17 protein-coding genes and 3 tRNA genes are annotated in these 16702 nt (G+C 44.5%); 10 read left to right on the top strand and 10 right to left on the bottom strand.

Features of this window, described 5'->3' with window-relative positions; genetic code table 11:
- Positions 1-183: transposase (locus tag B9N89_RS02400; RefSeq protein ID WP_143478096.1), on the top strand; the 183-nt coding region annotated here is incomplete at its 5' end.
- A 770-nt stretch (positions 184-953) separates the two neighbouring features.
- Here the strand turns inward: B9N89_RS02400 and B9N89_RS31185 are convergent.
- A complete protein-coding gene (locus B9N89_RS31185; RefSeq protein WP_159455088.1) occupies positions 954-1127 on the bottom strand; it encodes a hypothetical protein in 174 nt (57 codons plus the stop codon).
- Between the two features lie 80 nt (positions 1128-1207).
- On the opposite strand from B9N89_RS31185, the gene B9N89_RS02390 reads away from it, so the two are divergent.
- On the top strand, positions 1208-1474 hold the full coding sequence (locus tag B9N89_RS02390) for an integrase core domain-containing protein (RefSeq protein WP_159455087.1): 267 nt from the start codon (positions 1208-1210) through the stop codon (positions 1472-1474).
- A 50-nt stretch (positions 1475-1524) separates the two neighbouring features.
- Here the strand turns inward: B9N89_RS02390 and B9N89_RS02385 are convergent, their stop codons facing one another.
- On the bottom strand, positions 1525-2877 hold the full coding sequence (locus tag B9N89_RS02385) for a hypothetical protein (protein ID WP_132314407.1): 1353 nt from the start codon (positions 2875-2877) through the stop codon (positions 1525-1527).
- A 20-nt stretch (positions 2878-2897) separates the two neighbouring features.
- On the opposite strand from B9N89_RS02385, the gene B9N89_RS02380 reads away from it, so the two are divergent.
- Both B9N89_RS02380 and B9N89_RS02375 read left to right on the top strand, forming a co-directional pair.
- Positions 2898-3881, top strand: a complete 984-nt coding sequence (locus tag B9N89_RS02380; RefSeq protein WP_132314408.1) for a glycosyltransferase family 2 protein — start codon at positions 2898-2900, stop codon at positions 3879-3881.
- Between the two features lie 74 nt (positions 3882-3955).
- Positions 3956-4032: transfer RNA gene (locus B9N89_RS02375), tRNA-Arg, on the top strand.
- On the opposite strand, the gene B9N89_RS02370 is transcribed toward B9N89_RS02375, so the two are convergent.
- Positions 4033-5472 carry an FAD-dependent oxidoreductase gene (locus B9N89_RS02370; protein WP_132314409.1) on the bottom strand — a complete coding sequence of 480 codons (1440 nt, stop codon included), beginning with the start codon at positions 5470-5472 and terminating at the stop codon, positions 4033-4035.
- 94 nt (positions 5473-5566) lie between these two features.
- Here B9N89_RS02370 and rfbA point away from each other — a divergent pair, with 94 nt between their 5' ends.
- Entirely contained in the window at positions 5567-6457 is an 891-nt protein-coding gene (rfbA, locus tag B9N89_RS02365; protein WP_132314410.1) for a glucose-1-phosphate thymidylyltransferase RfbA, read from the top strand.
- A gap of 25 nt (positions 6458-6482) precedes the next feature.
- On the opposite strand, the gene B9N89_RS02360 is transcribed toward rfbA, so the two are convergent.
- Positions 6483-7556, bottom strand: a complete 1074-nt coding sequence (locus tag B9N89_RS02360) for an NAD(P)/FAD-dependent oxidoreductase (protein WP_132314411.1) — start codon at positions 7554-7556, stop codon at positions 6483-6485.
- A gap of 196 nt (positions 7557-7752) precedes the next feature.
- Here B9N89_RS02360 and B9N89_RS02355 point away from each other — a divergent pair, with 196 nt between their 5' ends.
- The 3 genes from B9N89_RS02355 (at position 7753) to B9N89_RS02345 (ending at position 10396) form a co-directional block, all read left to right on the top strand.
- Positions 7753-8400, top strand: coding sequence for a phage tail protein (locus B9N89_RS02355; RefSeq protein WP_132314412.1), 648 nt, complete (start codon positions 7753-7755; stop codon positions 8398-8400).
- Between the two features lie 288 nt (positions 8401-8688).
- Entirely contained in the window at positions 8689-9225 is a 537-nt protein-coding gene (locus B9N89_RS02350; protein WP_132314413.1) for a helix-turn-helix domain-containing protein, read from the top strand.
- 574 nt (positions 9226-9799) lie between these two features.
- Positions 9800-10396: a hypothetical protein gene (locus B9N89_RS02345; RefSeq protein ID WP_132314414.1), complete on the top strand. Its 597-nt coding sequence runs from the start codon at positions 9800-9802 to the stop codon at positions 10394-10396.
- A gap of 704 nt (positions 10397-11100) precedes the next feature.
- On the opposite strand, the gene B9N89_RS02340 is transcribed toward B9N89_RS02345, so the two are convergent.
- The 6 genes from B9N89_RS02340 to B9N89_RS02315 form a co-directional block, all read right to left on the bottom strand.
- A tRNA-Ser gene (locus tag B9N89_RS02340) sits at positions 11101-11190 on the bottom strand.
- Positions 11191-11214: 24 nt separating this feature from the next.
- Positions 11215-11302: transfer RNA gene (locus tag B9N89_RS02335), tRNA-Ser, on the bottom strand.
- 198 nt (positions 11303-11500) lie between these two features.
- Complete coding sequence (gene htpX, locus B9N89_RS02330) at positions 11501-12412, bottom strand: protease HtpX (RefSeq protein WP_132314415.1); 912 nt, start codon at positions 12410-12412, stop codon at positions 11501-11503.
- 278 nt (positions 12413-12690) lie between these two features.
- Complete coding sequence (locus tag B9N89_RS02325) at positions 12691-13254, bottom strand: hypothetical protein (RefSeq protein WP_132314416.1); 564 nt, start codon at positions 13252-13254, stop codon at positions 12691-12693.
- Between the two features lie 129 nt (positions 13255-13383).
- Positions 13384-14370: a malate dehydrogenase gene (locus B9N89_RS02320; protein WP_132314417.1), complete on the bottom strand. Its 987-nt coding sequence runs from the start codon at positions 14368-14370 to the stop codon at positions 13384-13386.
- A 71-nt stretch (positions 14371-14441) separates the two neighbouring features.
- The gene (locus tag B9N89_RS02315; RefSeq protein WP_132314418.1) at positions 14442-15158 is read right to left on the bottom strand and encodes a PAP/fibrillin family protein; all 717 of its coding nucleotides are present in this window, start codon (positions 15156-15158) and stop codon (positions 14442-14444) included.
- A 121-nt stretch (positions 15159-15279) separates the two neighbouring features.
- On the opposite strand from B9N89_RS02315, the gene B9N89_RS02310 reads away from it, so the two are divergent.
- Together B9N89_RS02310 and B9N89_RS02305 are read left to right on the top strand one after the other, a co-directional pair.
- The gene (locus B9N89_RS02310; RefSeq protein WP_132314419.1) at positions 15280-15471 is read left to right on the top strand and encodes a hypothetical protein; all 192 of its coding nucleotides are present in this window, start codon (positions 15280-15282) and stop codon (positions 15469-15471) included.
- 162 nt (positions 15472-15633) lie between these two features.
- Positions 15634-16632 carry a hypothetical protein gene (locus tag B9N89_RS02305; RefSeq protein ID WP_132314420.1) on the top strand — a complete coding sequence of 333 codons (999 nt, stop codon included), beginning with the start codon at positions 15634-15636 and terminating at the stop codon, positions 16630-16632.
- Positions 16633-16702: the final 70 nt, after the last annotated feature.

The raw sequence follows: 16702 nt of genomic DNA, 5'->3' as shown, positions 1-16702 counted from the left end.
CGAAAAAAACCAACTCAGGATGGGAGATCTCTTAGACGATACCGAAAGCGATGGGTTGTCGAGCGATTTTTCTCTTGGCTTTTTTCCTATCGAAGAACCAAGGTTCGATACGAGGTGAAGATCGATAACTTTCTAGGAATGGTCTATCTTGCAACCATGTGCATTGGATTTAGGCATATATGAGATCCGCTCTAGAATATTGTCCGAGGTAACATTTATAAGTGCAGGGAAAACAGCTATTACTAATCGATCCAAAGGAAAATCAAGGCAGAATAGCGAGTGCGATAAGTTAGGGCAAAATGTTGCTCAGAGAGATGAAATCATAGCCAACCTTACGGTAGCCAATACGGTTTTAAAAAAAATTCGGACCTATAAAGCTCACTGCCACAAGCCGTAAGCTAATCGACGAGTCTGTCAGCGAGAACAAACACTCAAACCTCAAGAAGACTCTCTTGTGGCTTGGTATTGCTCGTTCCAGTTGGTATCACAAACCTCGACTTCAAGCTTCGAAGCGAGGGCCAGCTAAGAAGCAGTTAGAACCAGCTATCAAAGAAGTCGTGGTGAATATGACTCCAAAAAAACCCTTGGTATGGTTACAAAAGAATTGCCGTGATGTGCCGTCGGGAAGGCTACCAAATTTCCAATAGAAACGCGTATCGTGCTATGAAGGAAGAGAACTTGCTTCAGAAGAAGATGGCGCGTGCAGCCGAAATTTACCAAGCATCAAAGCTCTATGAACTGCTGCCTACAGCTCCAAATCAGCTTTTTTAAACTGACGTTACCTACATTCATATACCTGGTCGTGGCTGGTGGTATGCCGTGACTGTCATTGACTACTATTCTCGCTATCTTCTCGCTATCTTCTCGCTATCTTCTCGCTATCTTCTCGCTATCTTCTCGCTATCTTCTCGCTATCTTCTCGCTATCTTCTCGCTATCCATCTAGCTATCCATCTAACTTCCAGCTACGGTGCAGCCGAATGTTGCCATGCATTGGAGTTGGCTCTTGCTGAGGCAGCAGCTAATCATGGCCCACTTAAGCACAAGCCTAATATTGTTACCGATAATGGTTGTAGCTTTATCGCTGAGAAGTTTCAAAAATACTGCCGCGACGGTGATATGAATCATATCCGGATTCAGTATAGGGCACCAACCCAGCTAGGACTGCTGGTGCGATTTCACAAGACCCTAAAAATGGAAGAGGTTTATTGGACCTCTATGACAGCGTAACAGAGGCGAGAGACAAGTTGGAGGCCTTCCGCAAGAGGTATAATGAAAGCCGCCCTCACTGGGCGTTAAGGCCGTCTGAAAAGGCTGACCCTGTAGTCCCAAAAGAAGTCTACATCGATGAGGCTGAAATCATTATTCCGAAATGGCAAGGATGGGCTAAAGGTGCGAAGACAAAACTCGATAAGGAAGTTGAACACATCAAGCTTCAGGAAGAAAATTCTCTCTCAGTAGATCAGGGTTCCTGAGTCCAATGAAACTCCGTTCCAAGACAATGGTAAGCCGACAGCACTAAAAGTTACATCGTACAGTCTTTAACTTTAACCTGATTTAGATCTTTTCCTGCCCAGTATATGCTATAAGGTAGCCTGTTGATACACTCTATTTTTCCTGGGTTTATCCTTGCCTTAGCCTTTGAGTACTCTCTCGCTTCACCCGGGAATGTCTCTTCAAAACTTAGCCCTTTGGAAGTCAATCTGTCTCTCGTTTGAAGTATATTGATAGTAAGGAGAATCAGACAGATACCTGGAATATATCTATGCGACCGGAATCTTGTGGCTACTATAAAGCTACATATAAAGGGAATAAAGAGCCAATACCGAAGCTCGTGTGACTGAGGGATGAACATAAGTAGAATCATGTAGCTAGTTAGAATAGCAATCGGAAAGCGATATTGTCCATCACGAACCACTGTCCTACACAGAGTATAGATAAAGAAGCATACCAAAATCAGAGACCACCCCCCCATTCTATGATGCGGGCTTTTAGGCCCAGACTCGAACCCTTGATCGAGACTATATCTAAACCCAGGGTGGGAAAATCGACTTATCTCAAACGTAGAATATAAAAACTTATATGCAAACGAATGATCATAAAGATTTTCAGGTTGTTGAGGGAGCTTTTTGCTAATAACTGTTCCATCAATGTCTAAAAGACTATTAACAATAGGTGGCGACAAAGGATGCGTGGGATTTCCGAAGAGATAGAAGTTGCGGGTTGGCCATATTGCAAAAACAACAATAGCTAAACCTAACATAAGTATTGAGTATCTAAAATCAGTCTTGTTGTATCCAAAAACTATGAGTAGTATATAGCAAGATACATTAATCCCCATAAATGGCCAAGCTTGATATTTCGACAGCATCGACATAAATAGCGTTACTAAAAACACCAATCCATTCAACCGAGACTGAGAGTCTCGGTATACAGAAAGAAGAGCAATAAAGTTTGATGCAACCATTGATCCTACAAAAAAATCGATATAGCCGGATGTAAGATGATATATCACTAGTGGAACTGACAGACAAAGAGATAGAAAAACTGCTATATTTGTCTGACTTCCAGTTATCTTAAGAGTTCCACACATAATAGTAAAACCCACGAAGTTCACTAAATTCGCAGCAGGGAAATGCTCAGTAGAAACGACAAGGGCACCTTGTATAATATGAGGCAAAGGAGGGAAAGCTTCGTAAAGCTCTAGAAGATGATCCATAGGGATGAATGTTGTCGCATCGTAATGCATTAAGGAAAATGGAAGATGATAAGCTAAAAAATCAAAATCTCCGCTGAAGTATAGCATAGATCTAAAGAAGAGATGCACGATAAGTAGAACAACCAAAAGGCACAACGAACTGAAAGTCACCCGATTCATTGCAATCTCCAAGGATAAGTATGGACCAATTCAGAATACATATAGCAAGAGTGACACTAAAATTGAGGGAAGTGATTACATCTTACATTTCAAGAATATGCGGGTATAGTCCGCTAAGCATACTTGAATGGATGCCCACTACTAGCCCGAATATCAACATAGCAAGACTTCCCAAAACTCTTGTGGTTATTCCCTTCAAAGATAAATCAAATCTTACCATTGCTTGTATCAATTCCTTCATAGTTTCACATCAAACCTTAGAGTGTATCAAATTTCGTCTCGTTAGCAACAACAGCAGGGATAATGAAATTGAAAAAGTTAAGGAGTTTTGTTGTAAAAAAAATCTAGATTTCGAAGTTGTACAGTTCGAAGGTGTCTTCAACTATAGCGCGATCTGTAATTTTGCTGTATCCACATGTTCAGACGTAACTGTTGAAAACCTATTTTTTCTGAATAACGATATTGAAATAGAAAGCAAAGATTTACTTCTAAGAATCTCTGAACTACTTGACAAGAATACGGGCGCAGTTGGTTGCCGACTTCTTTATCCCGACAGATCGACTCAGCATATCTTTCTTGCTCCTGGGGTAAAGATAGTTGGTGCCCATCCTCTGAAAGGCACCAGATTAACATGCCTGCCCAGTGCAATAGAAGTACCTGCAGTAACGGGCGCAGCAATGCTTACACACATTGATACTTTCAATTCAGTGAATGGATTTGATGAGATGCTGCCATCTGTAGGGCAAGACCTAGACTTTTGTTTAAAAGTTGCCCATTGTGGATATAAAATAAAATCTCTTTTAAATTGTGAAGTTATTCACTTCGAAGGTGCGTCTAGAAAAGGAAAAAAAATTCCCTCCCAAGAAGTCGAGTATATCTATCAGAAATGGGGTAAATTTATAGAGGATAATCCGGGCTACCCGCAGAATATAAGTAGGTGGCAAGAACGTCCTGTTATTAGGCTAGAAAGCGCTCCGTACCCCTGGAGAAGTGTAATAAGATAATAATATTGATCTATTGAGATTTTAGAGATTTTTCTTGATACAAAAATCCTTTTGCTCTATAACCCTAACTCTTCGCACCCGTAGCTCAGCTGGATAGAGCATCTGACTACGAATCAGAAGGTCGGGCGTTCGAATCGCTCCGGGTGCGCCACTAAGTTTCAAATTTCCTTCCAGGAAACAAGCCTGTCTCAGTAATCGTAGCTTCTTCTTGGTAGTCATCATCAGTGTTAATGTTCCAGAGATCGTAATTCGCATTCTTCGTAAGATTTTCAGCAGCCAAAATGCCCATCAAAATACTATGGTCTTGATTGTTATATTTGAAAGAGCCGTACCGTCCTATTGGAGTAAGCCCCTCAATAGATTTTAGGTGTTCTACCACAATTGACAAAGTCTTCGTGTAACCAGATTCATATATAGGGTAGCTTCGTGGGATTCGCCGAACACACCCGTTTGTAACCACAGAGTTTCCTATTAAACCTGTCATCAGAATCTCTTTTTTGGCTAGATTTATGAGCTCATCGTTTGACATCTGCCATAGGCTCTCATCAAAGTTAGCCCAGTACTCTAGACAAAGGATAGTCTTAGTTGATTCTCCTACGATATCCTTAGTCCAATTTCTAAAATTGGTTACCCGACCACACTCTAAATCGGACGAATGTACGTAGACCCAGTTATCCGGGAATAAGTTCTGAGAATCCACCTCTAAGAATACAAGTAGAGTATTCCGAAACTTCAAGCTATCAACGGCTTGAGCAACAGGCTGAGGAAGATTCGGAAGGCTATTTACTAGATGATTTAAAGGCATGGTTGATATGACTTCATCAAAAGGTTCTATATGGTCGTCTTGGAGTACCACACCAAGAACTCGATTGCCCTCGCAATGAACCCCGCGAATAGGTGTTTCAAAGAGGACGTCGCAGTCCCGAGATCGCAGAAAATCGGCCATAGCTTCATAGACCGCACCAGTCCCACCGTGAGGGTAAGCAAATTGGTCGACTAGAGTTTTGTGCTTATTTCCCCGTCCCTGCATCAGAGCATTCCATACAGCCCCAAACAGAGACAGCTTCTTGATTCTCTGAGCTGCGAAATCAGCATCAAGCTCGTCACATTTAATTCCCCAGAGTTTCTCACTGTAAGTCTTAAAAAAGATCTCATAAAGCCTCTTGCCGAATCTTCCTTTTACCCAAGCCTCAAACGTTCGGGGATCCTTAACTTTAAGAAAAATTGCGTATACAAAATAACTTAAAACACACCTCATAGCCTCAAAGATACCCAGGTTGAAAAGGGCATCCATTGGTTTAAGAGGGTAGTGAAAGAACTTCTTCTTATAGTAAATTCTTGTAAGCCTATCTACCATCGAGAAATTTCGCCCTACAACCTCTAACCAGACTTCATTAATCCTCTTTTCATTGGAAAAGAATCGATGAGGGCCTAAATCAACTTTTTGCCCCCATAACTTAATCGTCTTAGCCATCCCACCAACGGCATTGTCAGCCTCATAAACGGTAACATGATGCCCTTCTTTACAGAGTTGATACGCAGCAGTCATACCTGCTGGGCCAGCCCCAATCACGGCCACTCTCTTCTTCAACCTTAGATAAACCTTTTTTCATTGATCTAATTTTAGCTTAAGTGGATGATAGCCTGTAGATGTACTGAAATCTAATAGTTTTGGAGATTATTTCATGGCAACGAGTAAACGTAAGGGTATAATTCTAGCTGGTGGCTCAGGAACAAGACTTCACCCACTAACACTAGCAACAAGCAAGCAATTGCTACCTGTTTACGATAAGCCAATGATCTACTACCCGCTCTCTGTATTGATGCTATCGGGAATTCAAGACATCCTGATTATTACTACTCCAGAAGATGCCGAGAACTTCACCCGCTTACTGGGCGATGGATCTCAATGGGGCCTCAATCTATCCTATGCCCAGCAACCAAAGCCTGAAGGCCTGGCCCAAGCTTTTATTATTGGCGAAGAATTCATTGGCGGAGATGACAGCTGTCTTATCCTAGGGGACAACATCTACTTCGGCCATGATATGACTAAGTTTCTTCGCAGTGCTGATGAGCGATCGCGAGGAGCGACTGTCTTTGGCTACTATGTCAAAGACCCTGAAAGATACGGTGTAGCTGAGTTCGATGGTGATGGCAATGTGGTCTCCTTAGAAGAAAAGCCTTCCAAGCCAAAATCAAACTACGCAGTGACGGGACTGTATTTTTACGACTCCGATGTCATCGATATTGCCAAGAATCTTAAGCCCTCGGCTCGAGGAGAACTTGAAATTACCGATGTCAACAAAGTCTATCTCAAACAAGGCAAGCTCTCTGTAGAACTCCTAGGTCGCGGAACAGCCTGGTTAGATACAGGCACTCATGAGTCCCTTCTAGACGCTCAAAACTTTGCAGCAGCTATAGAGAAACGACAGGGCCTAAAGATAGCTTGTCCAGAAGAGATTGCGTGGCGAATGGGGTTCATCGACACAGAAGAGCTGGATATCCAAGCCGACAATCTCCTAAAAAGTGGCTATGGTGCTTATCTGAAAGATATTATTGCTCGAGAAGGTCAATAGTATATTACAAAAAACTAAGAATTTCTCATCTAATCAAAGTTGAGACCATCCGGCTCAACGCCGGAGCTGCCGTCAAACCAGGCGAGTCTACCCCACATAATTCAATATACCCATCAACCCCAAGATCAGCAGGACCTTTAACCCAAAAGTCCTGGTAAACTTCACCATTAAAGATCAACTTCGGTCGAATTCCACAAAAGTCAGCTGAAAGATCACGGGGCTCAAGGCCATGAAAACGCTCACACACGTCATGAATCATCGCATCAATGGGATCTTTGTTAAGAGCATAGTCTAAACGATCAACTAGTTCTGTATCAGGGCCAAACCGCACACCTTTATCGAACCCTATTACATTGTGAACCCCAAGCCCCATCAGATCCTTTTCAGGCGTGGGATAAATTAGCCAAGGGTGTCCTAGCTCCTTAAAGGTTTTTATATAGTTTCCTTTAACAAGTTGAGGCTCCAATCCCTGCAAACCAAGACTGTTCCTAAGGTCTATGGCTCCATGCCCAGCACAGTTGATCACCCAATCGAAGGCCACAGCTCCATCCTGTGTGACAACCTCAACACCTCTGCCTTCAGATCTTAGGCCGCGAACAACCTGATTAAGGTATATAGCTCCTCCAGCTTGTTCCATAGCGACAGCAAGAGTACGGATCGCTGCGGGAACATCGATGACAGAGCTAAACTTAGAGAAAAAAGCACTTCTACACCTGACAAACTCATTAAGATCACGAATCTCTTTTGAACCAGCTAAGTGCAATCCAGGAACTTCATTTTGACAAGCCTGCTCGTATATCCTATGCAGCTCGGAATCATCGGTCTGACGAGCTACAATATACTTTCCACAATTGCGAATCTGAAAGTCCATGGTTCGAGCAAGCTCATGCCAACGCCGATTCCCCTCAATGCACAGGCGATGCTTTAAGCTATCCGTAGGATAGTAGATCCCAGCATGCAATACCCCGCTATTTCTGCCTGATGACGCATCGCCTAGATACGACGAGCCCTCTAAGAGGGTCGGCTTGTAACCTGCTTGACACAGCTCCCATCCTACAACTAGCCCTAAGATCCCACCACCAATGATGCATACTTCCATGCTCTCTCCCCACTCTAAGCATTGGTATCAGGGTAAATCTAGACAAACTGTTAAAAAATAACTTTGCATCAGCTTCAACCCTAAGAGTAGAAGCAAGACTCAAATACTGACCATCCCCAAGCTTTTCACACTTTCTCGGGTCGTTTACAATAAAATGGTCATTAATTAAACTCGAATTCTCACCTAGGAGAAGCCCGTGACTACTTACCTCACTTCGAGAAGCGCAGTCGCTCTCATGCTAATCATAAGCACCCCCACCCTGGCCAATAATGAACCTAGCATTGACTCACTAACGAAAGCTGTATCGAAGCTACTGGTAGACATCAATCTTCTCAAGAGCAAACAAGCTGGTGTTATCGAAGCCTTTGCGGGTACAGAAGTGCCTGATGGTTATCTCCTATGTGATGGCAGAGAGGTTTCTAAATCAGAGTACCCGAACCTCTATAAAAGAATTGGCAACGCATGGAACAAGTTCAATAACAGTGCCAACCCAACAGAAGGAAATTTCAGAGTTCCGAATCTCGTAGGCCTCCACCTTGAGGGCAGCTCTACTCCTGGAAGATACCTGCCTCAAAGCGTTAATCCAGCTGGCCTCAAGGTATCCGGAACAACGTCCTCTGGAAGCAATTCAAAGTGGGTTAATAACGGCGTCTTTCCGGTTGCCGGTGGGGGTAATCAGTGGACAAACCATGCCATCACCAGGGGTAATCAGCTATCAGGTGTGAGAGGAAACGGCACATACCCAGGGCAAGATCATACCCATAGCTTTAGCGCCAATGTCACAGGGCCAAGTAGTACGACAAGGCCGAACTCCGCGACAGTGCTCTACATAATCAAATACTAAGTTAAAATATGGGCAGGGTTAGTTATTGGAATCTTTGCAATGACCTACATAAAACCACCATAAAAATTTATGGCAAAAACAACTAGCATCATCCAAACAAACTAGCTAAGCTGCGAGCAAATATCGGCTTTCACGAGGGAAGTAGGAGTTGCAGCTCCCACTTCCAGAACAACGGAGCCTAGCAATTAACCGAAAGAAGACCCCACCGTTCAATCAGAACGGAGCGTATCTTACCACGGACTTCTTTTCAATCAGCTAGTCGCTCCCTCAAGGACTGAGGGATTAAAGATGTCAGACATTCGTTCCAAATTTCCACTGGATCACAGAGTATTTCGCGGCGGTCGCTATCTAGAAGCATTCGCCTCCTTAGATGACATAGATCATTTCGAACTACTCATCTTGCTCTATTTAGGCAGCAAGATGCCATTCGACAAGGGGTTTGTGGGTCAGGTCGCGTTTCCATCCGTAGCAACCATCTCACGGCAGACAAAGATTCCCGAGTCAACCTTGCGGAAAAAGATCAAGAGCCTCGTCAAGAAGGGTTATCTCATCAAGAACGAGAGGATTTTGATGAACGAAAGAGGTCACTGGCAACAATCCAGCAATGACTACATCATTACTAACGACAGCTTCGAGGAATTTGAAAGAGTCAAGTGCTCACAGCAGTGGATGCAGCTTGAGAGGAAACGAGCTGTCGGGCAATCTGAAGTACATGATTCATCCCTCTTTCCTCCAGATAGCCCGGCCCCCAGCTCTGTGAGCATCAGGGAGGCTCCTCCTGAGCGCCGTGGCCCCTGTCAGAGGCAGACCAGCTTCCTGAGCTGATCCAGCGCCGCTCCTTTAACTTTATTGCCTCGCCACAACACTTGGTCGAAAGCCTGTTTGGTCAAAACCTCAGCAGAGCTAGAAAGCGGCTCGGCATTGAGCCAGAAAAAAAAGCTCCAAAGAATTCTCAGGAGCTAAGGATTGCTATAACCCAACGCTTACAAAGCGCGGACCAGCTTTCGCCACAGAATCGAAGTCGACTCAAACTGCTCTTAGAGTCCTTTTCCGATCTGAGCTATCCTGAAATGCTTAAACTCTTTGAAAAGTATGCAAATAAGACTTAACGAAAAGGAAGTTCAAGAAACCAAATATTGTAACACTATGCCCTACATTCCACCGAGGCGCTGTCTCGCTGACGAAGCAGCGAGCTTGAAGGGAGAATTTTATTCTGCCAAAAAATAGACTAAAAAAATATTATGCTTACAATACACCTGTCTAGTAAGCATATCTCCTAGCATCGAAACCCTAGGCTTCCAGAACATTTTGGCAAGACTAAGTCAAAGGCTCACAAATATGTTCCTAATCCCCAAAAAAACCCCTAAAATAGTCTGATAACCAAAAGGGGAGGGGAGCCATGGAAGCGGCCCACAATATTCCAGTGCAAAACCAACGACCACCGACTGAGGCCCTGAACCCAGTGGATAAGAAGTCTGCGGAAGCTCCTCAAAATCGGGTTATCCTCTATATCACTCGTCCGGAGGAAACGAAGAACTGTAACTTTTGGATTGGGCTCTTCAAAAATGGCGTAACTATGCCTCAGGAACTCTACGAACACGACAATATTGACGAGGTATACTACAAGGCAGCACACGAAGGGGTCGCTGACCAGGAAGCTCTCTTGATATCCAATACAGAGAAGGACCCTCCAGAGCATTTTTACCTTCTTCCTTTGGACGAGCTTAAAAAGTCCCCTGATCGCATCATTGAACACATCTATGATGTCCTTAAGGCCATGGCTCCAAAGAGGGCAGGCTTTTATTTTTCCCGTGATCTCATTGATCAAGCCACCAGCCTGAGCCTACTTAAAAAGGTCTTACTAGCCTGCCGCCTCACTCCAACCAAGGAGTTCTATTTGTTCGCAGGAAAGCATGGTGTAAACTCCATTTTAAACACCGCTCTCGACGTAAAGGTGGAATTAGAAGAATCCATGGATGTCCTAGTATTTCATTGATATTCATCCAAGATACTTTCTATTTTTAGAAAGACTCACTTTAAATTTAATAATTACAAATATTTAAAGAGAATAAGGTTGATTCATTCGATCGAGTGTTCCAGTCACCTTCCTCCCCTAAGTAGTGATATGAGAGATAGGGAGTACCAGACATATCAGGTAGTCTTCCAAAAAAGATCCTTAGAAAAGCCGACCGAAAAATTCATGCCTAAAAAATAGACAGAAACTCATAGCAGAATCGCGCCTCATAAAATGCTTCCAGTTGAGATGCTGCAAAATGAACCCTAAAGGACCGATTCTATCAACTAGACGGGAGATATTTACATGCAAAGCAAAGTTATCCACAAGAGCCTGTGGAAAACATGTGGAAAAGCTGTGGAAATGTCCGAAAAAATCAATGTCAGCTAAGTCATAAAAGGCAGGTTTGACAATTGGGCAAGAGTTTGAAGGAATGTGCTCAATTAATGAGCACAAAAGATGAGAAGATTGGAGCGACTGCTTTCGGGCTTAGGGCTGGAGTTGATAAAACAAACGTGAAGCACACCAAAAACAATCACGGCTAGAAAATATTGAATTGTCAGATTTAATAGATGGAACTGAACTACCAAATATTGCAGAAAAATAAGTCTCTGAAGAAAATATCTATATTAGGAATGCATCTGAAAGGAAAGAACGCTGTATCTCGAATAGTTTAGGAAGAAACGTGGCGGAGAGAGAGGGATTCGAACCCTCGGACCAGTTACCCAGTCGCATCCTTAGCAAGGATGTGCATTCGGCCACTCTGCCATCTCTCCGAAATAGATATGTCTGAACTTTTATGGCGGAGAGAGAGGGATTCGAACCCCCGGTGAGTTACCCCACAACGGTTTTCAAGACCGCCGCCTTCAACCACTCGGCCATCTCTCCGAACACTAGGAAATTAGTTGCCTAAATCCTAGAGGCATCACTTATATCACCAGTAATTTAGGATGCAAACCCTAATTTTAAGGTTTTCAAAAAAATTTTTAACGGTCTCTAGCGCTCACAGCACATGTAGTCAAAACGACCAAATACAAAAGGGCAGCCAAAGCTGCCCTGGATGAATCATGTCTGATGTAAAAAGTACTAGGCTCTCATTTCCCGCAAGCGTTGGATACGATCCTCAAGGGGCGGGTGAGTGCTGAACAGCGCTGCAAACTTCGAAGGCTTCGACGAAATCTTCAAGGTTGCAAGTGCAGGATCACCATCCCTGTTCAATTCCATGCCCGCTCTTAATTTCTGTAGCGCAGCTTCCATCTTAGGCCGCCCGGCAAGCCTAGCTCCACCTGAATCTGCCCGATACTCCCGATGGCGAGAGAACCAAGCAACAATTACCATACCGATCATACCAAATAGGATCTCGAACAAGATCACAACTCCCATGTGGGCGAACCAGCCGAGGCCTTGGCCCTCTTCATCATCCCCACGAAGAAACTGATCGACTGCGAACGCAGCGATTCGAGCGAAGAACATGACGAAGGCGTTAATAACACCCTGAATCAAAGTCATCGTCACCATATCCCCATTGGCGATGTGGGCGACTTCGTGGCCCAGAACGCCTTCTACCTCGTCTCGCGTCATGTGACGAAGAAGCCCTTCCGAGACGGCAACCAAAGAGTTGTTCTTACTCGGACCAGTCGCAAAAGCATTTAGCTCCTGCCCAGGGTAAATACCAACTTCAGGCATCTTTGAAAGCCCGGCACCCTTTGCTAAGCGGTGCACAGTGCGAACAAGCTCGCCGTACTCACCACCCGCGTTGGGGTCGATAATCTGAACTCCCATCGACCACTTCACCATCTTCTTGGATAGCATCAGGGAGATAAAGGACCCCCCCATGCCCCAAACCAAGCAGAAGATCGCAAGAGTCTCATAATTAAGTTTACCGCCGCTCATATAGGAAGGGTCGATCCCCAAGAAGGCAAATATGAGATTCATCACAATCGAAATTGTAATGATAATGGCGATATTCACCGCAGCGAAAATAAGCCAACGTTTCATTTGCGTCTAACTCCTTAATAGTCTTCGTTTGCCGAGCCAATTAGGCTCTTTGAACATTGTAATTCGCCTTTAAACTTTGTCAAAGTACCCATGATAAAAACGTGAGAACCTGTTTAATAAAGCCATGAGACAAACTTCAGAGATTCATAAGCTACTGAAATCAAAAGAAGCCTCAGTCCGCTTATCGCCAGACATCGGAGAAAGCTGATTGCCTGAATTTGTGGCAGTAAGAAAGTAGCACAAACGGTGAAATGCCCCACGCTCGGGGCTGATGAAAATCATTGCGAGCTTGTCGCCTTCTGATCGCCATAGGTAGCAATCATTTCTCGGGGCAAGACTGGTTTCGGCTGACCCAAATTAATGGCCATGTTATGAACAATCCTACCCATCTCTTCGGCGTTCTTTGGGTAAGGTAACCATGCACTTGCAATTCCACCATGGCCCACATTTTGTAGGCTCTCGACGCTATTATGAATCGTCACGTCGACCATACTGTAGTTCAGTTTTTTGACTCGCAAGGAAACCTTGTTTCGGTAGACCTTGCCATCTAAAAAGAACGAATCCCACTCGGTTGTAATCACACCAGACCTACGATCGACAATGGTTAGATTGTAATTCTCAAGCAAAACATCTAGCGCCGTATTCCAAACATCGTTAAATGATAGGTGGAATCGGAATGTGTTTTTGTCGATCGCAACTATCTTTGCTGGTTTGCCTTTGGTGGCCGCACTATTTGTCCGGCTCGTCTTTGCTGGCTTCCTGTTGTACTTGTTCAAATAGTTGGTGGAACAAGATTGCATTCCCAAGCCTAAAACGATCATAGCGGCTAGTTTTACGATCATGTAACCTCCTCTTATGGATTGCCTGAAAATCTCAGTCTCAGTGTTATAATTCGATAGAAAGCCACCAGGTTTCTACCTTCTTGATAAACTTTTCAGACAGCCGCTAAAGGACCCCTAAGGGCCCTGAAATTATGCTAGCAAGTCTTTGACAACGTCACGCTCTTTAAGAAGCTCGTCACGGGTCTGGCCGATCCTACCTTTCATGTAGTCTGAAAGCTCAAGGCCCTTAACTATTTCATAGCTGCCATCGCCATTAGAACGAACAGGAACCGAGAACATTAAGCCCTGAGGAATATCATAAAGGCTGCCATCGCTTGGAACAGCGGCTGAGAAGTACTCGCCCTCAGGAGTTTTTGTCAAAAAGTTTTTCACGTGATCGATACAAGACGATGCTGCAGATGCTGCAGATGACTTACCACGAGCTTGGATAATCGCCGCGCCGCGCTTCTGCACCGTGGTAAAGAAATCGCCTTCTAAGTAAGCACGATCGGTAATCACATCAGTCAAAGACTTCCCACCGATAGTCGCCGCTTCAAAGTTAGGGACCATAGTCGAAGAATGGTTGCCCCATATAGCAAGATTTTTAATTTCACCAACATTCACACCAGCTTTTTTCGCCAGCTGTGCTTTGGCACGATTTTCATCCAGCATAGTCATCGCTGAAAAACGCGTGGCAGGAACTTCACGGCAGTTATGCTGAGCAATCAACGCATTAGTGTTACAAGGATTACCAACTACAACGCACCGAACGTCTGATGCTGCCTTCGCAAGGGCCTTTCCTTGAGCAACAAAGATTGGGCCATTTTCTTTAATCAGATCGTTTCGCTCCATGCCAGGACCCCGAGGCTTTGAACCTACAAGCAGAGCCCAGTTAACTCCTTCAAAGCCGCTTTCAGGGCTGTCATGAATATCAATGCCAGCAAGCGTTGAGAATCCGCAGTCGTCAAGCTCCATCGCTGTACCTTCCGCAGCCTTAGCAGCCTGAGGAAGTTCCACTAGATTCAAGTGAACTGGTGTATCGGGTCCGAATAGCTCGCCAGAAGCAATTCGAAATAATAGGGAATATCCAATTTGACCTGCTGCGCCTGTGACAGCGACTCGTACTGGTTGAGCCATGGTGTCATACTCCTTTGCCATTTGTTCATTACGCACCCTATCTTTACCTTTTTACACCGCACTGGCAAAGCCTAATCCTGATCGATATGAGTGCTGATCAGCTCTAGTTTGGGGCGTTGGTAGTTTTTTTGGCGCTTGTCTATCATCCAAAAGTCTTTCCTCGGATCGTATGCTGGATTCTCCGACCAATGAACGTTTTTCTGCCCCACATTAAAATAGAGAACATCCACATTCCCCTTAGATTTCAAGGCAGCACGACAGATAGCACAGCCATAGACTTTTAGTTTGCCTGTTCCCAACTTCACCTGAACCCTTTTGAACGTTTTTGGAGAATAGGGTCGCGAGCAGAAGTAGCAACCCTTCACTGGCGGCTTCGAGGCTTCCACGGAATTCCAAAGCTTTTGAAAGGCGTTATTCTTTTGAAGAGATTTTTTAAATAAATCCAGAGATTCCTGGGTCACATTCTCCAATTTTAGAACCATCGGCTCCAAGCTCGATACAAGCTCTTTCCCTGACGGTAGCAACGGTACTTTTTGCAGCGCCGTCAGCAGAGTCTCCATCATCCTCAAAGCCTCTTCATAGCGATCGAGGGACTTCTTATCGTCCACGTGGCGAGCTAGGGTCTCCATCTGATTTAGAAGCACCGCAACAACCTCTAGTCGAGCCACGCACTGGATATACAAGCGACGAAAGCTTACTGTTTGTGTCCGCTTCATAGTGCTCATCACCATCCAAGCCGACGCTAGTATGACAATAATAAACACTCCAAAGACAAGGATATCGATCATAGCTCGACCCTAATCAGTTTAAGTATCTTTCTAGCATACCAAAAATTAACGCTGAGTCCCCAAATCAAGTGTCTAAAGATTGGGGCCAATACTCCGATTGGGAAGCCAAAGGAGGCAGCCAATGTCCACATTTGATACTCATCGCGAGCAGTTCAACGTCATAGTCGAGTCGTACCTAAACTACGTCGCTCTGTATAAGTTGATCAACAATGGTTCCATCGATGGAGTCACAAACTTCGAGGAATTCTATTGGCGCTTTACTTATTTCGTGAAATACCAAGATCCAGAGCGAATATCAGCCCTGGGCTACTAAGTCCAACGACTATCAAGCCAAATATACCAGAAGTGCTGGTGGTTTTTCCACCAGCCACCCCTGACATTCCCCAGCTTAAAACGACTCACCTTGACCCATTAGGGAAGACTGAATTATAAGGATGTCATTGAGGAAGGCTTTTTTTGGCGGATAATCAGGGGCATGGAAACGTCACAGACCCACGAAAACTCAATTAAATTAACGTCTACTGAAGATGGAATTCACTTAGATGGATCGATCCTTTGGTTGGACTCGAAGCATACGGGCGACATTTCCTTCCTTTCCAACCCTCAAAGTGCCACCAGCAAGCTTGACTCCCGTGTTATCGCCACCGAAGAGACGATTCGCATCCTAGAGTCGTTTCGCAAGAAGCCAAAAGCCCTTATTTGCCAGTATAATCGGCCATTTGCAATCGGACCTTTAAACATGGAGCTGCTGCCTTCCGGAGTTGGTTTGGGAGGAGCCTCACTATGGGTTGAAACCAATAATAAAAAAATTCTTTACGCTCCTCAGCTTCAACCCCAAAACAGCGAAACCTGCCACCATATGCAGGTTCGAAAAGCTGATATCTTGATACTAAGCGCCAAAACTCCTTACAACGCTGATGCCAACATCTCCCGTAAGCGGGAGAAAGAGCGCTTGATTGAAACCATTAAAAAGATGGTTTCCGCAAACGAGCGACCCCAAATATTTTGTGAGCCCTATGCCACAGGCCCCGAAATCACCAAAATTCTTTCTGAGGAAGGCATCAACGTCGCAGTTCACCCAAATTTATTTCGCATTTTGAAAGTCTATGAAGCCTATGGGTCTCACGTAGGATCGTACATTCAACATAGCATCCACCGCGGTGATTACGACACACTCCTCAAGCCCATTCCCCAAAACAAGCAACTGAGACGTGTTTTCCCCAAGAATCCGGTGATAAGCATCGAGGACAACCAAGGGCCACGGCTCGACGATGGCCTATTTCGGAAGATCGATGAGAGGTTCTACATACCTAGCAGCTGCGATGGCCGTGAGCTAAAGACCATCGTTCCAAAAATTAAACCTAGGGAAATCTACATTTTCGGACCCTACGCAAAAGACTATGTACGCCAATTAAGAAGCCTTGCCCCCGTAGTAAAGGCACTTTTCCCAAGACATCTGCCATCTCTTTTCTAGAGGATGCACCTTCTAATTTGATCAAAATTTTAAACAGTTCGTCAAAAATGTTTAACATTATGATTTTACT

This window comes from Pseudobacteriovorax antillogorgiicola (assembly GCF_900177345.1).
In the GTDB taxonomy this organism is placed as follows: domain Bacteria; phylum Bdellovibrionota_B; class Oligoflexia; order Oligoflexales; family Oligoflexaceae; genus Pseudobacteriovorax; species Pseudobacteriovorax antillogorgiicola.
The sequence above is the reverse complement of the archived record's forward strand: the minus strand, read 5'-3'. Positions and strand labels throughout refer to the sequence as shown.